Annotated in this window: 17 protein-coding genes; 6 read left to right on the top strand and 11 right to left on the bottom strand. The window is 70.7% G+C overall.

From position 1 onward, the window contains the following. Positions 1 to 38: 38 nt before the first annotated feature. From SMIR_RS07380 to zapE, 10 genes are all read right to left on the bottom strand, one after another. Positions 39 to 794, bottom strand: a complete 756-nt coding sequence (locus SMIR_RS07380; RefSeq protein ID WP_168496649.1) for a peptidyl-tRNA hydrolase — start codon at positions 792 to 794, stop codon at positions 39 to 41. Positions 795 to 844: 50 nt separating this feature from the next. Then, positions 845 to 1,033, bottom strand: coding sequence for a hypothetical protein (locus tag SMIR_RS07375; RefSeq protein WP_168496650.1), 189 nt, complete (start codon positions 1,031 to 1,033; stop codon positions 845 to 847). A 31-nt stretch (positions 1,034 to 1,064) separates the two neighbouring features. Beyond that, positions 1,065 to 1,943, bottom strand: a complete 879-nt coding sequence (locus tag SMIR_RS07370) for a polysaccharide deacetylase family protein (protein WP_168496651.1) — start codon at positions 1,941 to 1,943, stop codon at positions 1,065 to 1,067. A gap of 290 nt (positions 1,944 to 2,233) precedes the next feature. Then, complete coding sequence (locus SMIR_RS07365) at positions 2,234 to 2,677, bottom strand: hypothetical protein (protein WP_168496653.1); 444 nt, start codon at positions 2,675 to 2,677, stop codon at positions 2,234 to 2,236. 128 nt (positions 2,678 to 2,805) lie between these two features. Further along, positions 2,806 to 4,035 carry a threonine--tRNA ligase gene (gene thrS, locus SMIR_RS07360; RefSeq protein ID WP_212726783.1) on the bottom strand — a complete coding sequence of 410 codons (1,230 nt, stop codon included), beginning with the start codon at positions 4,033 to 4,035 and terminating at the stop codon, positions 2,806 to 2,808. Between the two features lie 194 nt (positions 4,036 to 4,229). Further along, positions 4,230 to 5,183, bottom strand: a complete 954-nt coding sequence (locus SMIR_RS07355; protein ID WP_248003172.1) for a slipin family protein — start codon at positions 5,181 to 5,183, stop codon at positions 4,230 to 4,232. 100 nt (positions 5,184 to 5,283) lie between these two features. Next, positions 5,284 to 6,738 (bottom strand): SulP family inorganic anion transporter, encoded by a 1,455-nt coding sequence (locus SMIR_RS07350; RefSeq protein ID WP_212726782.1) that lies wholly within the window; start codon positions 6,736 to 6,738, stop codon positions 5,284 to 5,286. A 26-nt stretch (positions 6,739 to 6,764) separates the two neighbouring features. Further along, positions 6,765 to 7,343, bottom strand: coding sequence for a carbonic anhydrase (locus SMIR_RS07345; RefSeq protein ID WP_168496660.1), 579 nt, complete (start codon positions 7,341 to 7,343; stop codon positions 6,765 to 6,767). A gap of 70 nt (positions 7,344 to 7,413) precedes the next feature. Continuing rightward, positions 7,414 to 7,752, bottom strand: a complete 339-nt coding sequence (locus SMIR_RS07340; protein WP_168496662.1) for a hypothetical protein — start codon at positions 7,750 to 7,752, stop codon at positions 7,414 to 7,416. Positions 7,753 to 7,874: 122 nt separating this feature from the next. Further along, positions 7,875 to 8,978 carry a cell division protein ZapE gene (zapE, locus tag SMIR_RS07335; protein ID WP_168496663.1) on the bottom strand — a complete coding sequence of 368 codons (1,104 nt, stop codon included), beginning with the start codon at positions 8,976 to 8,978 and terminating at the stop codon, positions 7,875 to 7,877. Between the two features lie 37 nt (positions 8,979 to 9,015). Between zapE and SMIR_RS07330 the strand changes: the two genes are divergently transcribed. The 6 genes from SMIR_RS07330 (at position 9,016) to SMIR_RS07305 (ending at position 16,205) form a co-directional block, all read left to right on the top strand. Beyond that, the gene (locus SMIR_RS07330; protein WP_168496665.1) at positions 9,016 to 9,843 is read left to right on the top strand and encodes a pyrimidine reductase family protein; all 828 of its coding nucleotides are present in this window, start codon (positions 9,016 to 9,018) and stop codon (positions 9,841 to 9,843) included. A 157-nt stretch (positions 9,844 to 10,000) separates the two neighbouring features. Next, on the top strand, positions 10,001 to 10,474 hold the full coding sequence (locus SMIR_RS07325; RefSeq protein ID WP_101401533.1) for an indole-3-glycerol phosphate synthase: 474 nt from the start codon (positions 10,001 to 10,003) through the stop codon (positions 10,472 to 10,474). A gap of 216 nt (positions 10,475 to 10,690) precedes the next feature. Next, a complete protein-coding gene (gene murC / locus SMIR_RS07320; protein ID WP_168496667.1) occupies positions 10,691 to 12,076 on the top strand; it encodes a UDP-N-acetylmuramate--L-alanine ligase in 1,386 nt (461 codons plus the stop codon). A 28-nt stretch (positions 12,077 to 12,104) separates the two neighbouring features. Beyond that, positions 12,105 to 12,512: a peptide-methionine (R)-S-oxide reductase MsrB gene (gene msrB, locus SMIR_RS07315; RefSeq protein WP_054236753.1), complete on the top strand. Its 408-nt coding sequence runs from the start codon at positions 12,105 to 12,107 to the stop codon at positions 12,510 to 12,512. A 532-nt stretch (positions 12,513 to 13,044) separates the two neighbouring features. Then, a complete protein-coding gene (locus SMIR_RS07310) occupies positions 13,045 to 13,581 on the top strand; it encodes a hypothetical protein (RefSeq protein ID WP_248003173.1) in 537 nt (178 codons plus the stop codon). Next, complete coding sequence (locus SMIR_RS07305; protein WP_168496669.1) at positions 13,578 to 16,205, top strand: SpoIIE family protein phosphatase; 2,628 nt, start codon at positions 13,578 to 13,580, stop codon at positions 16,203 to 16,205. Before SMIR_RS07310 ends, SMIR_RS07305 begins: the two co-directional genes overlap by 4 nt. 476 nt (positions 16,206 to 16,681) lie before the next feature. On the opposite strand, the gene SMIR_RS07300 is transcribed toward SMIR_RS07305, so the two are convergent. After that, complete coding sequence (locus tag SMIR_RS07300; RefSeq protein WP_168496671.1) at positions 16,682 to 18,562, bottom strand: SpoIIE family protein phosphatase; 1,881 nt, start codon at positions 18,560 to 18,562, stop codon at positions 16,682 to 16,684. Positions 18,563 to 18,628: the final 66 nt, after the last annotated feature.

The raw sequence follows: 18,628 nt of genomic DNA, 5'->3' as shown, positions 1-18,628 counted from the left end.
CTCGGGTCCGTAGGTCACTCAGGGTCGGTCGGGATCGGTCAGGAGCGCAGCGCCGGATGGTCGGCAACCACTGTGCACGACCCCGGCGCGATCTCAGTGAAGCCCGCGTCGCGCACCAACGGCAGCCCGGAGGTGGTGAGTTCACCCCAGCGGGCCGGGTCGGCGGTGCGGACGGCGAGGGGGAAACCGGCGTCGCGCCAGGCCGCCCGCTCCTCGTCCGACAGCTCCCACCAGGCCAGCTGCGCGCCGTGCCCGGCCTGCGCCATCGTCTTGCCGGCCGACATGTCGAGATCGGGGTTGAGCCACAGCACGGGCGCCGTCGGGTCCGCGTCCACCGGAGGTTCCGGGTCGTCGAGGTCGGTGCCGGAGACCTGGAGCTTGACCAGGTCCTTCGGCCAGCCGTCCAGGGGGACCGGCGGGAAGACGCGCACCTCGGCGGACTTCCCGGTCACCGTGATGCCGGGCAGAGCCTCGGCCCGCCGCCACTCGGCGCCGCGCGCCCTTCGTACGACCTTGCGGATCCGGGCGTCCTGCCAGTCCCGCACTACCTGCGCCCACTCGCCGTCCCCGAGGGCCCGCTCATCGCTCAGGATCGTCAGCACGGCGCGGGCCGCGGCTTCCAGCGCGTCCGTGCGTGCCGGGGGAGCGGCCTTCTCGATGTGCACGACCAGCGGCAGCACGAACTGCGGGGCCTCATCGCGCGCGGTGCGCTCGGATCGGAAGGGGCTGTCCTCGGCCGAGCCGGGTACGTCGGGTCGGCCGGGTGCGTCGGCTACGGTCGGGTCGCTGCTCACGCCCTCCAGTGTGCCAGGCGGAAGATCGGTTCTTCGGCGAGCGGTCGGCGTCACCCGGAGCAGGCGGTCCGCTGTGCCTCCTGCCACTCGCAGACGGGGCACAGCGTGATCCCCTTGTACGACTCCGGGTACTCGGTCGGCTTCCGGCACAGCACGCACTCGGCGAACGGCGGCCCGGCGTCGGTCGGGTCCGGTGCCGGGGCGGGGGCCGCCGGGGTGGCGTAGTAGTCGTCGCTCATGGTCCCAGCGTAGGCCGGGACCGGAGCGCGCCTACGTGGTGCCGTTCCGCTCGCCTTGCGTCGCCGAGCCGATCATCTCGGAGACCTTCACAAAGCGGAAACCCTTCTTCCGAAGCTCGGGGACGATCGTCCGCAGGGCCTGTTCGGTCACCGGAGCCGCGCTGCGCGTGCAGTGCATGACGACGACGGATCCGGGCTTCACACCCTCCAGCACCTGACGGGCCACGGCGTCGGCGTCGGTGGCGAAGGCGTCCCCGCTGACGACGTCCCACTGCACGGCGGTCACGCCCACGGCGCTCAGCGTGCGCAGGGCCTGCTGGTCGTAGCACCCGCCGGGGAACCGGAAGTAGGGCATCGCGTGCGGCACGCCCGCCCTCTTGAAGGCGGCGTAGGCCTCCTCCACCTCGGCCCGCATCCGCTCCTGGGGCACGGTGGGCAGGCCGTAGCAGTTGTCGGTGAAGGCGTAGTGGCTGTACGAGTGGTTGGCGACCTCGAAGAGCGGGTCCTGCCCGATGTCCTTGGCCTCCTTCGGGTACTCGTCGGCCCAGCGTCCGGTCATGAACAGGGTCGCCGGCACCTTGAACGCGCGCAGCCTGGCGATCAGTTCGGGGTTGTCGAAGTGCTCCCCGGCCGCGGCGCGCGGCCCCTCGTTCGCGGTCATGTCCGCGTCGAAGGTCAGCGCGACGGTCTTGTCCTGCGTCCGCGGACCGTTGGTGAAGACGGGGGTGATACCGCTGGAGCCGGGGGCGAGTGTGGGGGGTCGCGAGGGCTGGGCGTTTGCGCTGCCCGAGGCCGACGCGGGATGCCCTGGGCGGGCGGCGTGCGGGGTTCCTGGGGTCCCGCAGGCGGCGAGCGCGACCCCGAGTGCGCCGAGGGCGCAGGTCGCGGCGAATCGTCGTACTGGAATCATCACCCGATGAAGATATGTGGGTAAACCAGACTATTCGCCCATTGTCCACACGTGCCCGGCGACGGGGGCACGGAAGTCACCCGGCTGGACCCGGCGGAACACACGCCGGTCTCGTACGCCGGTTCCCTTTTCCCGTGTCCGCGTGCAGCGGCCGGCGCAGCGGGGCCGGGTCCCTGCCCTTGCGCCGTTCGCCGTCCTTCGTGCTCTTGCCGTCCTTCTTGGCCACCGCGTACCCCTTCCGGCCGTGTCCCTCGATGGTGCGGCGGGAGCCCGGTGGCCGCGAGTCGTGCTCAGGCCTCCTGGAGGGTGACCAGGACGGCCGGTTCCGGACGGCTGTCGGGGTCGATGTTCACGATGAGGCGCAGCCCGTACCGGGTCGTCACGGTCGGCGCGAGCCGCCCGCTCGTGGTCTGCCGGTCCGAGAAGCCGTCCTCCAGGACCCCGCAGGTCGCACCGAGTGCCTCCGGCCCGCCCCAGGTGTCGAAGCCGGTCGGTTTCGGCAGACGGTTGGCGGTCAGCCACCTTTGGACGTCGACGGACCTGGCGCGGAACTCCATCCTCAGGACCGTCCTGCCGGTCGTGCCCGTCGGGGTCCCGGCCCGTGGGCGGAGACGGTCGGTGTCGTAGCGCAGGTCCGTCGCGTGCTCGGGCAGTGCCGGCGCGACCGCGTCGGACTGCTCCGTCAGCGGCACGGTGCTGTCGGAGCAGGCCCGCTTGTCCGTCTGCGGGAACACCGGGCGGAGTTCCGCCTAAAGCGCCCCGCCCCCGGCCAGCGCGAAGTCCGCTCCCAGCACGGCCACCGACCGCCACCGCAGTCTCAACCACCGTCGGCGTACCTGCAGTTTGTCCACGGCGCGGAAATCTAGTCGATCAGCTCGGTGCTGTGGGCGCGGACGAGACGGGTGATGCGGTCCAGCGCCTCGGTGGCCGGCTGCGGGTCGAGGCGGCGGCCGTCGCGCAGGCGCAGGGCGATCTCGTCGGCCGCGGTCTCCCGGGGGCCGATCACCGCCTGGTACGGGACCAGACGGGCGGCGCGGATCCGGGCGCCCAGGGTGCCCTGGTCAGGGGTGATGAGCCGGGCTCGTAGGCCCCGGTCCAGGCAGCGGCGTACGAGATCAGCCGCCTGTTCGACCTCGGCCCGCGCGTCGGAGACGGGCAGCGCCACCAGCTGGGTCGGGGCGAGCCAGGGCGGGAAGGCGCCCCCGTGCGCCTCGATGAGGTGGGCGACAGCCCGCTCCAGGCTGCCGATGACACTGCGGTGGACCATGACCGGCCGGTGTTTCGCCCCGTCGGCGCCGATGTAGTGCAGGTCGAAGCGTTCGGGCTGGTGGAAGTCGATCTGGACGGTGGAGAGGGTGGACTCCCGGCCCGCCGGATCGGCGATCTGGACGTCGATCTTGGGGCCGTAGAACGCGGCCTCGCCCTCGACGGCCTCGTACGCCACCCCGGAGTGGTCGAGCACCTCGCGCAGCAGCGCCGCCGAGCGCCGCCACAGCTCGGGGTCGGCGACGTACTTGCCGCCGGGGCCCGGCAGGGAGAGCCGGTGGCGAGCCGCGCGGATGCCCATCGCCTCGTACGCCCGGTGGATCAACTCCAGTGCAGCCGACGCCTCTTCGGCGACCTGCTCCAGGGTGCAGAAGAGGTGCGCGTCGTTGAGCTGGATGGCGCGTACGCGGGTGAGGCCACCGAGGACACCGGACGGCTCGGAGCGGTACATGCCGCCCAACTCGGCCATGCGGAGCGGGAGGTCGCGGTAACTGTGGGAGCGGGAGCGGTAGATGAGCGCGTGGTGGGGACACAGGCTCGGGCGCAGCACCACCTGCTCGCCGCCGAGTTCCATCGGCGGGAACATGTCCTCGCTGTAGTGCGACCAGTGCCCGGAGATCTCGTACAACTCTCGTTTGCCCAGCACCGGTGAGTACACGTGCTGGTAGCCCGCGCGTCGCTCGGCGTCGCGGACGTACTCCTCCAGGGCGTGGCGCACGGCCGCGCCGTCGGGCAGCCAGTAGGGCAGGCCCGCGCCCATCAGGGGATCGGAGTCGAAAAGGTCCAGTTCACGGCCGAGGCGGCGGTGGTCGGGGAGGGCGGTCATGGTGGTCTCCTCGCTTCTCAAGGGGCGAGTGACCACACGGCGAAGCCCCGGGGCACTCGCCCCGGGGCTTCGGACTCGTCAGCAGTCAGCGCGCCGGGACACTCTCCGGCGTCGTCGTCTTCACAGCGGCACGCTTCATGGGAGGGACCGTAGCAGGGAGTCGGCGGGCGGTCGCGGCAATTCGGGCGGGGTGATCAGCCGGGGCCGGGGAGAGGGCTCGCGCCGGGGTTGTCGAGCGGGAACTCGTCGTCCTCGGCCTCGTCGCGGTCCTCGGCCTCGTCTCGCCTGAACTTGTCACCCTTGGGTTCATCGAGCACGAACTCGTCGTCCTTGTGCTCGTCGGGCCGCGGGCGCGTCGGTATCTGCTCCACCGTCGGCGCCCCCGGCTGGGCCTGCGCCCGTTCCAGGAAGCGCAGCAGTTCCACCGGGAAGGGGAGGACGAGGGTGGAGTTCTTCTCGGCGGCGACCGCCACCACGGTCTGCAGCAGCCGCAGTTGGAGCGCGGCGGGCTGTTCGGACATCACCCCGGCGGCCTCCGCCAGCTTCTTCGACGCCTGGAGCTCGGCGTCCGCGTTGATGATGCGGGCTCGCCGTTCGCGGTCGGCCTCGGCCTGTCGGGCCATCGAGCGTTTCATCGTCTCCGGCAGCGACACGTCCTTGATCTCGACCCGGTCGATCTGCACACCCCAGCCCATCGCCGGACTGTCGATCATCAACTCCAGGCCCTGGTTGAGCTTCTCCCGGTTGGAGAGCAGATCGTCCAGGTCGCTCTTGCCGATGATCGAGCGCAGCGAGGTCTGCGCCATCTGCGAGACCGCGAAGCGGTAGTCCTCGACCTGGATGACCGCGTCGGCCGCGTCGACCACCTTGAAGTAGATGACCGCGTCGACCCGCACCGTGACGTTGTCCCGCGTGATGCCGTCCTGCGCGGGGACGGGCATCGTCACGATCTGCATGTTGACCTTACGCAGCCGGTCCACACCGGGGATGATCATGGTGAACCCGGGCGGCCTGATGCCACCCCGGAGCCGACCGAGCCGGAGCACCACGCCCCGCTCGTACTGCTTGACGACCCGGGCCGCCGCAACGACGTACACCACCCCCGCGGTACCGACCACCGCGGCCGTGGCCAAGAGCTCATCGAGCATGACGACCCCCTTTCGAGCCGCCGCATACCACCACTAATCCCACGATATGCCTCACGCGGGCTCGCGGTCGAGGATCCCCCCGACCGCGAGCCCGCGTGGGTCAGCCGGTGGTCACCTTCACCGGTTCCGTCCCCGCCTCACTGTGCCGCGCCGACCAGTTCTCCAGCGCGGTGCGACAGGCGTGATCGAGGTGGTGCAGGCCGGAGAGGTCCAGCTCGACCGGGCGGTCCTGGGGCAGTGCCTCGAGGCTGTCGAGGATCTTCGGCAGCCTCAGGAAGGTCGCGTTGCCCGACAGATACGCCTGGACGGGGCCCGCACCCTTGTCTATGACCTCCAGGCGGACGTGCGAGGCCTCCCAGGCCGTCTTGACGATCGCCAGGGCAAGCCCGATGAGCACCCCCTCGAACATGCTGACGGCGACGATCGACACCGCCGTGACGACGAGGATCAGCGCCTCGCCCCGGTGCTCGCGCCACAGAGAGACGATCTCGCGCAGCGGGATCAGCTTCCAGCCCGCGTGCACCAGGATGCCGGCGAGGGCGGGCAGCGGGATGACGCCGAGCGCGGCGGGCAGCAGCGCCGCGAACAGCAGCAGCCAGACGCCGTGCAGCACGCGGGACGCCTTCGTCCGTGCGCCCGCCTGGACGTTCGCCGCGCTGCGTACGATCACCGCGGTCATCGGCAGCGCGCCGAGCAGTCCGCAGACCGTGTTGCCCGCGCCCTGCGCCATCAGTTCCCGGTCGTACTCGGTCCGGGGGCCGTCGTGCAGCCGGTCCACGGCCGCCGCGCTGAACAACGACTCGGCGGAGGCGATCAGCGTGAAGGCGAGCACCGTGCCGAGCACGCCCACGCTCGCGAGCTCCCCGAAGGCGTCGAGGCTCGGCAGCTGGATCGAGCCGACCAGCCCCCGCACCTCGATCTTGGCCACCGGCAGCCCGAACCCCGAGGCCACCAGCGTGGCCAGCACGACCGCGCCGAGCGCCCCCGGCACCGTACGCACCCGCCGCGGCAGCCGCCGCCACAGGACGAGCACGGCGATCGTGCCCGCCCCGAGTCCGACCGAGGCCAGCGCCTCGGTGCTGCGGGCCGCGTCGGCGACGGCCTCCGGGAGCCCGGCGAGCTTGTCGAGTCCGGAGGCGGGGGCCTTGAGCCCGGCCATCGAGTGGAGCTGGCCCGCGATCAGCACGAGGCCGATCCCGGCGAGCATGCCCTCGACGACGGCCACCGAGATGGCCCGGAAGTAGCGCCCCAGTTTCAGGGCACCCATGAGGAGTTGGAGCACACCCGTGGCGAGTACGACGACTCCGAGGACGGCGAGCCCGTATTCCCTTACGGCCTCGAAGACCAGCACGGTCAGTCCGGCCGCCGGCCCCGACACCTGAAGGCTGCTGCCGCGCATCAGGCCGGTGACGAGACCGCCCACGATCCCGGTGACCAGGCCGAGTTCCGCCGGGACACCGGAGGCGACGGCGACGCCCACACACAGCGGCAGGGCGACCAGGAACACGACGATCGAGGCGGCGAAGTCCTGTCGCAGGTGGGGGAGTTTGCTCATGAGGCTCGAAGTGTTCACGGCGCGGCTCACAGCGCCTCGAAGGTGTCGGTGTGCGCACGGTGTTCGCGCACGGCTCCGGTGTGGACCTCGTAGTACCAGCCGTGCAGACGCAGCCGGCCCGTCGTCAGGGCCTTTTCCACACAGGGAAATCCGCGGAGCCTGAGCAGTTGCGCGAGGACGTGGTTCTGCACCGCCTCGGCGACGGTGGGGTCGTCGCCCGGTGCGTCGGACGGGCGCCGCGCCTGCGCGAGCCAGTCGCGCACGGCGGGTACGGCCGTCAGGTCGTCGCCGCGCACCAGCGCGCCGACGGCGCCGCAGTGCGAATGGCCGCAGACCACGATCTCGGACACGCCGAGCACGTCCACCGCGTACTCGACGGTGGCCGCCTCGGAGGTCGGCCGGCCGGGGACGTACGGCGGGACGATGTTGCCCGCGGTGCGCAGCTCGAAGAGCTCGCCCGGGCGGGCGCCGGTGATCAGGGCCGGAACGACCCGGGAGTCGGAGCAGGTGATGAACAGGACCTGCGGGGACTGGCCGTCGGCGAACGAGGCGAATTCCTCGGGCCGTCGGCCGAAGGAGCGGGCATGGTCGATGAGGGGCTGCATGTCAGTTCCTCCTGGCGCGCCCTGAGGGCGCGTCGGCTTACAAGACGGAGCGTGGGGGGACGCGCTCCGCTCAGCAGCGGAAGACCTGAAGTATGGCGGGGGAGTGGGCGGTCGACGATCTCGACGTGCGCGGGTGGCCCGGGCCGAGCGCGAGCGGCGGGTACGAGGCCGCGGGGTCGCTCGCGAGCAGGGCGCGCGGGGGTGTGTCGGGGACGAGATCCTCGTCGCGGGTCCGCTGACGGGCGCCCAGAGGGGGTGCCACCTTTTGCGGATGCTCCGCTTCGGCGCAGGAGACGACTTCGCCCCTGTGCGCGGACGCGAACGCCTCGGTGGGGGCGAAGAGTTGCAGGCTGATCAGGACGGCGGCGAGTACCACGTAGAGGGGTCGGGCCGTCGTACCTCGTAACATGCGCCCCCTCCCGGCGTCTCGTCCTCCATGTCAATACATAGGTTAACGCGGCAAGTTGTTTGCAGGGTTAACTCGACGTTTCACAGTGAAGAGGGCCGAAAACGCTGTGGAGGGGCCGAAAACTACGCCTCGACGAGCCCCTTGGCGTCGCGGGCCAGCGCGGTGAGCCGGGAGATCGCGCGGAAGTACTTCTTCCGGTAGCCGCCGTTCAGCATCTCCTCGCTGAAGAGCTGGTCGAAGGGCATCCCGGAGGCGAGGACGGGCACCTCGCGGTCGTACAGCCGGTCGGCGAGCACCACGAGCCGCAGCGCTGTCGACTGGTCCGGCACCGGCTGGACGTCGGTGAGGCAGACAGCCTTCAGGTCATCGGTCAGGGCGCCGTAGCGGCTGGGGTGCACGCGCGCGAGGTGGTCGAGCAGATGCGGGAAGTCGTCGAGGGAGGCCCCGTCCGTGGCGTACGCGGCCTTCGTGACCTCCTCGTCGGTGAACGGCGCCGGGGCCTCGGGCAGCCCGCGGTGGCGGTAGTCCTCGCCGTCGATGCGCAGCGGCCGGAAGTGCGCCGACAGCCCCTGGATCTCGCGCAGGAAGTCGGCGGCCGCGAACCGGCCCTCGCCGAGCTTGCCCGGCAGGGTGTTCGAGGTGGCCGCGAGCGCGACCCCCGCGTCGACCAGCTTGCCGAGCAGGGTGGAGACGAGGACGGTGTCGCCCGGGTCGTCGAGTTCGAACTCGTCGATGCACAGGAGACGGTGCCCGGAGAGCGTCTGCACGGTCTTCTGGAAGCCGAGCGCGCCGACCAGGTTCGTCAGCTCCACGAAGGTGCCGAAGGCCTTGAGCGAGGGCTCGGCCGGGGTGGCGTGCCACAGGGAGGCGAGCAGGTGGGTCTTGCCGACGCCGTAACCGCCGTCCAGGTAGACGCCCCGGGGGCCGGCCGGGGTCTTCGGCGCCTTGGCCTTGCCGAAGCCGAAGAAGCCCCGCTTGCCGCTGCCGAGCGCGTGCGCCCCGCCGAGACCGGCCGCGAAGCCGGCGAGGACCTGTACGGCCTCGGTCTGGCTCGGCTGGTTCGGGTCCGGAATGTACGTTTCGAAGCGCACGGAGTCGAAGCGCGGCGGCGGCACCATCTCGGCGACCAGCCGGTCCGCGGGGACGTGCGGCTCGCGGGCGCACAGGGACGTGGGGGCTGCTTCGGGTATCGGTTCGATCCCGGAAGCGGCGGTGGAGGACGACACGGTTCCCCACTCTAAGCGCCGTGCCACACTGCACGACATGCGACGCCTGTTCCCTGTGACCTACGAAACAGCAGCCCAGGCCACCGCCGGGGCCCCCGATGCCCCTGGTGCGGCTGTGACGGATGCGACGGACCGTGAGTGGGAACTGCTGGAGCTGGCGGAGGCGTACGCCTACCCCGAGCTCCGCTCCGCCGGTGTCCGGGAGCCCTGGCTGCGGGCCAACATGGTCTCCACGCTCGACGGCGCCGCCCAGCACGACGGGAAGTCCCAGGGCATCTCCAGCGCCGCCGACATGCGGATCTTCGGGGTGCTGCGGGCTCTCGCGGACGTCGTGGTCGTCGGTGCGGAAACGGTACGCCAGGAGGGTTACCGTCCGGCACGCGCGCGTGCGGAGTTCGCGGCGCTCCGGGAGGCGGCCGGACAGGGCCCGGCGCCCGTGATCGCCGTCGTCACCGCGAGCCTCGACCTGGACTTCTCGCTGCCACTGTTCACCTCGCCCCTGGTACCCACGCTGGTCCTGACGGGTGCCGCGGCGGCTCCCGACCGGGTGGCGGCGGCCGAGAAGGCGGGCGCCGAGGTGGTGATCGCCGGGGACGGGATGGGCGTGGACCCGGTACGGGCCGTACGTGCCCTCGCCGAGCGCGGTATGGCCCGGCTGCTGACGGAGGGCGGCCCGCGGCTGCTGGGCCAGATGGTCGCGGCGGGTGTCCTCGACGAACTGTGTCTGACTCTTTCCCCGACGCTCACCGCGGGAGACGCGCAGCGGATCGCCGGGGGGCCCGCGATGGCGGTTCCCAAGCGGCTCGAACTGGCGTCCCTCCTGGAGGAGGCCGGATTCCTCTTCGCCCGATACCGTCGCCCCTGACCGGCGGCCCTGGCGTCGGTCAGGGCAAGGTAGCGGAGTAGATCGTTCCGATTATCTTCCGCTGGGCACACTAAAACTCGCAGTCCCCGTGCGATCACGGGGCAGGATGGTTTCCGCAGGGGGCCAGGGAGGCCCACGGAGGAGAAGGGCGCCTGTCGTGTTCACAAGCGTATTGATGATCGAGAAGGCCCTGACGTCCGCCGACGTGGAGTTCGTCACCACCTTGCACGGTGACGAGGTGGTCGCGTTCCATGTGCTGCTCCAGCCGCGGGGCGACCAGGCGGACCGGCTGCTGCGGGCCATCGACGACGTCGCGCTCGGGGAGCTGGACGAGGCGGCTCACGAGCGTGAGACGCCGGAGGGCGCGGACGCGGCCGGTCAGGGGCAGCAGGCCCTCGACGTGTCGCTGGTGGCGCTGCGCTCGGCCGGCAGCGAGGCCGAGGGGCGGCTCATCGAGGACCACCCGCTGGACGCGCTCAAGGCGCTGGTCGACGAGATCGACGCGGACGAGGTCATCGTGCTGACCGACCCGCACTACGTGGAGGAGTTCTTCCACCGCGACTGGGCCTCGCGGGCCCGCCACAAGGTCGGCGTGCCGGTGCTGAAACTGTTCTCGCACAGCAAGGTGTAGGTCCCCGCCGGGCTCGGCCGTGAGGCGCCGTGGGGGGGTGCGGTGGGTTTCGGGATGCGGGCACGTGGTGGCTGGTCGCGCCCACGCGGCGCGGAGCCGCACATGTCGCGGTCCCGCGCCCCTTACGGGGCGCCTGTCGCCGCACGCAATAGGCTGGGGGCGCGTGCTTTCGCTTGGGCGCGCTCATCGTCGTACCGGATCTTGGGAGAAATACACATGGCACCCGGCCTTCCTACCGCCATGGACCGACCGCACTTCATCGGCATCGGCGGCGCCGGGATGTCGGGCATCGCCAAGATCCTGGCGCAGCGTGGGGCGAAGGTGGCGGGCAGTGACGCGAAGGAGTCCGCCACCGCCGAGGCCCTGCGGGCGCTGGGCGCGACCGTGCACATCGGCCACGCGGCGGACCACCTGGCGTCCGACGCCACCTGTGTGGTGGTGTCCTCGGCGATCCGCGCGGACAACCCGGAGCTGGCCCGGGCGGCCGAGCTCGGCATCCCGGTGGTGCACCGCTCGGACGCGCTCGCCCGGCTGATGGACGGCCTGCGCCCGATCGCGGTCGCGGGCACGCACGGCAAGACCACGACCACGTCGATGCTCGCCGTGTCCCTCTCCGCGCTGGGCCTGAACCCCTCGTACGCGATCGGCGGCGACCTGGACGCCCCCGGCTCGAACGCCCTGCACGGCGACGGCGAGATCTTCGTCGCCGAGGCCGACGAATCGGACCGCAGCTTCCACAAGTACGCCCCCGAGGTCGCGATCGTCCTCAACGTCGAGCTCGACCACCACGCCAACTACGCCTCCATCGACGAGATCTACGAGTCCTTCGAGACCTTCGCCGGCAAGATCGTGCCGGGCGGCACGCTGGTGATCTCCGCGGACCACGAGGGCGCGCGTGAACTGACCCGGCGCCTGCCGGCGGACGTACGGGTGGTGACGTACGGCGACGCGCCGGACGCGGACGTACGGGTCCTGTCCGTGGTCCCCCAGGGACTGAAGAGCGAGGTGACGGTGCTCCTCGACGGCACGGAGCTGACCTTCGCCGTCTCCGTCCCCGGCCGCCACTACGCGCACAACGCGGTGGCCGCGCTCGCGGCGGGCGCGGCGCTGGGCATTCCGGCCGCGGAGCTGGCCCCCGCGATCGCCTCCTACACGGGCGTGAAGCGGCGTCTGCAGCTGAAGGGCGAGGAGGCGGGCGTCCAGGTCGTCGACTCCTACGCGCACCACCCGACCGAGATGACGGCCGACCTGGAGGCCATGCGCGCGGGTGCCGAGGGCCGCATCCTGGTGGTCTTCCAGCCCCACCTGTTCTCCCGCACCCAGGAGCTGGCCAAGGAGATGGGCGAGTCCCTGGCCCTGGCCGACGCCTCGATCGTGCTGGACATCTACCCGGCCCGCGAGGACCCGATCCCGGGCGTCACCAGCGAGCTGATCATCGAGGCGGCGCGGGCGGCGGGCGCGGACGTGACACCGGTCCACGACAAGGCGCAGGTGCCCTCGGTCGTCGCGGGAATGGCGAAGCCCGGTGATCTCGTTCTCACCATGGGCGCGGGAGACGTGACGGACCTCGGTCCCGAGATCCTGATCCGCCTGTCGAAATAGCCGTGACGTTTGTGAGGGGTTGAGCTTCATGTCGTACGACATCGAAAAGCCGGACGAGCAGTGGCGCGCGGAGCTGACCCCGGCCGAGTACACCGTCCTGCGGAAGGCGGGCACCGAGCCCGCCTTCACGGGCGAGTACACCGACACCAAGGCCAAGGGTGTCTACTCCTGCCGCGCGTGCGGTGCCGAACTCTTCACCTCGAACGAGAAGTTCGAGTCCCACTGCGGCTGGCCGAGCTTCTACGATGCACGCAACTCGGATGCGGTGGAACTTGTGTCCGACCGTTCACACGGGATGGTGCGGACCGAGGTGCGGTGTGCTCGGTGCGGGTCGCATCTGGGGCATGTCTTCGAGGGGGAGGGGTACGCGACCCCGACGGATCAGCGGTACTGCATCAACTCGATCTCCTTGCGACTGGCGCCGGACGAGGAGTAACGGGGAAGCCATTTCTGTTCGGGAGATGTTGAGGGCTTGGATTGGGTTCGAGCCCGTGACGGGAGCCGCGAGTGAAGGCTGCTCGCACTGTACCCGGCGTACAGCCCGACTCGTCTGCCATTGGGGCCCTGACCAGGGGAAACGTCCCGGCCAGGGTCCCAATGCGTGCTAGGAGTGTTCCCGCCCGTACCTGCGGTTTCCCGGGAGTTCCCGCGTTGGAGTGGGCGGCCGCCAGGAAACGCGTCGGCAACGCGTCGGCGATCAGTACGCGGCGACCGGCCGGAGCGCCGCCGCGCGTCGCGGTTCTCGTGTCTTGTCGACAACGGCCACTTGCTCTTTCAGGCGCCCGGGGCCCGTAGGTGTCCAGACCTTTCGGTCGAGGCACGTACGCGGAGTGGCGGTCGCGCGCCGAGAAAGGCGCCGTACTCCGCGCTCGTCAGCCGCCTCCGGACGGTGCACTGTGGAAGATGTGGGTTTGCGGCAGCGCTTTGTTGGTCTGAGGCAGCCGTGGCAATCGGGCCATGCGCTGCTCGTGATCCCGGTTGTGCTCATCGTGGTGATCACGGTGGTGGACATCCTGGTCCCGGCCGACGTACATCTCGGTCCGCTGCTGGTCATCGCGTCGGCGATCACCGCCTCGTTCGCCGGGCCCCTGCTGACCGGGGTGATCGGAGCCCTGGCCGTGGCGGCCCAGGCGTTCATCGGGTGGCACTTCGGCGTGCTGTTCTCCCGGAACGTGATGGTGCATGTCCTTGCCCTCGCGGTGCTCTCCTCACTGATCGTGTTCTTCTGCGTGGTCCGCACGCAGCACAGGCGCCAGCCGGCCCAGGTGCGGTCGGTCGCCGAGGCCGCTCAGCACGTGCCGCTGTGGCCGCTGCCGGACCGGACCGGCCCACTTCAGGTGGCCTGCCTGTACCTGGTGGACAAGGACGAGGCCCAGATCGGCGGCGACCTGTACCCCGCACCCCCGCTGGGGATCGGCTTGGGCCCTGCCGACCACACCCTCGACCTGTCTTCCTTCGAAGCCGGGGACACCGCGAGCGAGCTGCGGAGTTGGAATCGGATGTGAAGCTCTTCGGTGGTCCCGCAGAGTCCGCCGCGCCGCTTGCGCCTGGCTCGGCCGCCGGTAAGAAGGGGCTGAAAACCGACGCCCTGGGGCTGTTCTCCTCTGTAGTCATCGGACTGGCTTCCGCCGCCCCGGCGTACAGCCTGGCGGCCACACTCGGCCTCATTGTGGCGGGGGTCGGGCTGCAGGCCCCGATCATCACGATGCTGGCCTTCATCCCCATGCTGCTGATCGCCTACGCCTACAAGGAGCTCAACACGAGCGACGCCGACTGCGGGACGGCCTTCACCTGGGCTACCCGCGCCTTCGGTCCGCGCACGGGCTGGATGGGCGGCTGGGGCATCATCGTCGCCGACGTCATCGTCATGGCGAACCTCGCAGAGATCGCCGGCATCTACGGCTTCCGGCTCCTGGGCTTCGACTCACTCGCGGACAGCAGGATGTGGACCACCGTCGCGGGCGTCATCTGGATCATCGTGACGACCGCGGTCTGCTACGTCGGCATCGAGGTCTCGGCCACCGTTCAGCGCTGGCTGCTGTGCACCGAGGTGGCGATGCTGGTCCTGTTTGCCGTCACGGCCCTGGTCAGGGTCTACGTCAGCCCGCCTCCGACCGCGATCCACGTCTCCGCTTCCTGGTTCAACCCCCTCCACGTAGACTCGGCCAGAGCACTGACCGCAGGCGTCCTCGCCGCCGTCTTCATCTACTGGGGCTGGGACACCGCTGTGACCGTCAACGAGGAGACCGCCGACAGTACGCGCACCCCCGGACGTGCGGCGGTCATCTCCACCGTGCTACTGCTGATCGTCTACGGCCTGGTCTCCACCTCGGCGCAAGCGTTCGCCGGAGTCGGCACCGAGGGCATCGGGCTGGGCAACACGAACAACTCCGGGGATGTGCTCTCGGGCCTGGGCAACGCCGTCTTCGGCAGCCAGGGCCCGGGCTGGGTCTTCAGCAAGCTGCTGATCTTCATGGTGCTGACCTCCGCGGTCGCCTCCACCCAGACCACGATCCTGCCCCTGGCCCGGACCGTCTTCTCCATGGCCGCGCACAAGGCCATCCCCTCCCGCCTCGCCCGGGTCCACCGCAGATTCCTCACCCCGACCTGGTCGACGGTCGGCGTGGGCCTGGTCTCCATCGGCTTCCTCATCCTGCTGACGACGATCAGCCGCAACGTCCTGGCCGACTCCATCGAATCGGTCGGCCTCGCGATCGCGTTCTACTACGGCCTCACCGGTTTCGCCTGCGTCTGGTACTACCGCAAGGTGCTCACCCGCAGTTCCCGGGACTTCCTGTTCAAGGGCCTGCTGCCGGGTCTGGGCGGGCTGTTGATGTTCTACTTCTTCTACTACGCGGCCTTCGTCGTCTATGCCGACCCCGACTACGGCGCCACCTCCATCGACCTGCCCTTCATCGGACGGACGGGCGGAGTGACCGTCGTGGGGCTCGGAGCCCTGCTGCTCGGCGTCGTGCTGATGGGGGTCAGTACGCGTGGTTACGCCGCTTCCCTCAGGCTCCAACGAAGCCTGCTGCCCCGTAGCCTGCCGCCGCAGACGGCTGTCGAGCCGACGAGCCGCTATGTGCCCGCCGACAGCCGGTCCGGGGTCGGCGGTGACTGGTTCGATCTCATTCCGTTGTCGGGTTCCCGTGTCGGCCTGGTCGTCGGCGAGGTGCTCGGCCACGGATTGCACGCTGCCGTCACCATGGGACGTCTCCGTACGAGCGTCCGCGTCCTCGCCCGGCTGGACTTTCCTCCGGACGAGCTCCTCGCGCACCTGGACGACGTGGTCGGGCAGAACGCCAAGGAACAAGCGAGTGTGCACGGCGGGGACAGCACCGGCTCCGAGGGCGCCGAGGCCCTCGGGGTGACCTGCCTGTACGTGGTGTACAACCCGGTGTCCGGGCTGTGCAGCATGGCGCGTGCGGGCCACTTGCCACCCGCCGTCGTGAGCCCGGACAACGGCGCCGTCACCTATCCGGAACTCCCGCCGGGCCCACCCCTGGGGCTGGGTGGCCCGCCCTTCCAGAGCGCAGAACTCCAGCTACCCGCGGGCAGCCTCATCGCCCTCTTCACCGACGGCCTTGTCCAAGCCCCCGACAACGGCACCGACGTGGGGCTCGGCCTGCTCGCCGGCATTCTCGCCCAGCACCGGCTTCCCCTGGAGGAGCTCTGCGACCGTGCGGTGGCGACGTTGCTGCCCGGGCCCGTGGGCGATGACGCCGCCCTGCTCCTCGTACGCACGCAGATGCTCGATGAGCACCGGACGGCGGTGTGGGAGCTGGACGCCGACCCGGCAACGGTCCGCGACGCCCGTACGGCGACCACGGGCCAACTGGTCGAGTGGGGACTCGAAGACCTGTCGTTCACCACCGAACTGATCGTCAGCGAGCTGGTCACCAATGCCATCCGTCACGCAGCCGGACGGATCCATGTCCGGCTCATCCGCGACCAGAGCCTCATCTGCGAGGTCTCCGACACCGGGCACACCTCACCCCACCTCCGCCACGCCGCCAACGATGACGAGGGCGGCCGCGGCCTTTTCATCGTCGCCCAGATCACCGAGCAGTGGGGAACACGCTACACGCCCTCCGGCAAGACCATCTGGGCAGAGCAGGCCCTGTCGTGAACGTTTGTTCAGCTGTTCAGCAAACGGGGACCCAGCCAGTCGGAGCGGTCCTTCACGCCCGGCAGGGCGAAGAAGTAGCCGCCGCCGGGGGAGCGTGCATCAACGGGCCCAGCAGGCCGAGGAGTTTCTTGGTGTCGTTGATGTTGGCCTCGGTGGTGGCCAGCTAGGTTCCGCTGCCGTAGTCGGCGGCGCCGGTGAGTTCCTGGTGCAGGGTGTTTTCGAGGATCTCGTGGGTGCGCAGCGGGAGGTCGTTCGGGTCGAAGTCCTGGTGGCAGAAGTCCTCTTCGGCGCGGCGACGTCGTCAACCAGCTGCTGGGCATGCGAGGCAAGCGAGGCGGCGTCCGTCCGTTGATCTTCGCGTCGAAGTCGCCGAACGTGAAACGGTGTGCACTCCTCGGGGAACCCCCATCTGTCCGAGCGGGACAGGGTCGGCGTCCGGCCTTGGCCGCGTGTCCGGCAGCGGTCCGGTGTCGGCCTCATCCCCGGCGCCGCACCCGAGCGGCCCCCGGCATCGGTGCGGGCATCGGGAGCGCCTCGAGCACCAGCACCGCGAGGTCGTCGTCGACCGGCCCAGTGTCGAAGTCGTGCGCCACCTGTCGTACGCGTTCCGCGACGGCCTTGGCGCCCAGCCCCACGCAGCCCCGCAGCAGCTCGGACAGGCCGTCGTCATCGTCCAACTGCCGGTTCCCGTTGCGGCGTTCGGTCACGCCGTCGGTCACGCAGAGCAGCGTCTCGCCCGGCACGAGGTCGAAGGAGCTGGCGTGGAACCGGATGTCCTCGCCGACTCCGAGCAGCATCTGCGGGTCCGCTACGGGCGCCACCGAGCCGTCGACGGACAGCCGCAGCGGCAGGGGGTGCCCGGCGCTGGCGAGCGTACAGTGCGCGCCGCCCGCGACCGGGTCGGGCTCCAGCTCCCCGTAGAGCAGGCTCAGGAAGCGGGGCCGGGCCTGCTCGCCGCTGAGCGCCACGGCCTCAGCGCTCTCCTCCGCCATCGCGGCGTTCAGCCTGCCGAGCACCGATGCGACGCCGTGGCCCTCGCGTGCCAGCAGCCGCACCAGGTGCCGGGCCAGTCCGGTGACGGACATCGCCTCCGGGTCGTGGCCGCACACGTCGCCGAGCAGGAAGCCCCAGCGGCCGTCTCCCATCGGGAACAGGTCGTAGAAGTCGCCGCCGACGCTCTGGCCCTGGCCGTGCGGCTCGTAGACGATCGCCGTGTCGACGCCCGGGATGCTGGCGAGGGAGGCGGGCAGCTGCCTGCGCTGGAGCGCCCGGCTGATGTTGGTCTGCCGGGTGTACCGGCGGGCCGTGACCACCGCCTGGGCGACACGCCGCGCCACGTCCTCCGCGAGCCGCACGACACCGTCGGTCATCTGCAGCAGTCCCGCCCGGCCGAGCAGCAGCACGCCGTGGCAGCGGTTACCCGTGACCAGGGGGAAGGCGATCGCGGAGCCGCCCGCGCCGCCCGTGTCCGGGCCCTTTGGCCAGGGCCAGGGGATACCGGTCGTGCCGAGCCTGGCGGGCGGCGGGTCCTTCTCCAGCACGAGGCGTAGCGCCTCGATGCGCCGTTCGTCCGCGTGCCAGACGCAGGAGAGCCGCATCCCGCCGTTCTCAGTGGACAGCCACACGCCGCACCAGTCGGCGAGCCTGGGCACCAGCAGCTGCCCGGCCAGAGCGGCGACCATGTCCTGGTCGAGCTGGCCGGCGAGGAGCTCGCTGACCTCGGCGAGGAATGACGGCCCTCCGCGGTCGACCCACTCGGCGGTGCCGTCGCGGCGGTCGTGCGGCGGGGCGGTCGCGAGGATCTCTTCGACGTACGGCCCGCGGTGGGATGCCCCGTCGAAGGGGCCGCCGGCCGTCTCGGGCTCCTCGGCCGTGGTCTCCAGCCGGAACCACACGGTCTTCTGGGCGCGCCGGTACGTCACGCCCCACGATTCGGCCCGTGCGCCGACGACCTGGAGTCCACGGCCGTACCGCTCGCGCCATGCGTCCTTCCCGCCGCGCACCTCGCGGGAGGGGTGGCGGTCCGCCACCTCGATGACGACCCCGACAGGCTCGTCCACGTCGAGGGGGGACGAGGCGGGCGGGCCGTGCCCCGCCTCCAGGCGGCAGACGACCTCGATCGTGGTACCGGCGTGCACGACGGCGTTGGTGACGAGCTCGCTGACCAGCAGCACGGCGTCATCGACGAGCCGGCCGGTGATCTTCGGTGAGGCGGGAATCGCCGGGTCGGTCCATTCCGCGAGCACGGCGCGCACGAACGTGCGTGCCGCGGAGGCCGCAGAGCCGTCGGCGGGCAGGGTCGTCCGCGAGACGAACTCACGCGGATGAGAGGGCAACGACCCCACGGGCGACTCCATGACGTTTCCAGTGACGATAAACTCCGGCTATATGGCGTATTTTACGACAAAGCGCCCATGCGTTCC

Source organism: Streptomyces mirabilis (genome assembly GCF_018310535.1).
In the GTDB taxonomy this organism is placed as follows: domain Bacteria; phylum Actinomycetota; class Actinomycetes; order Streptomycetales; family Streptomycetaceae; genus Streptomyces.
Note: the sequence above shows the minus strand (reverse complement) of the source record. Positions and strands in the feature narration are given on the sequence as shown.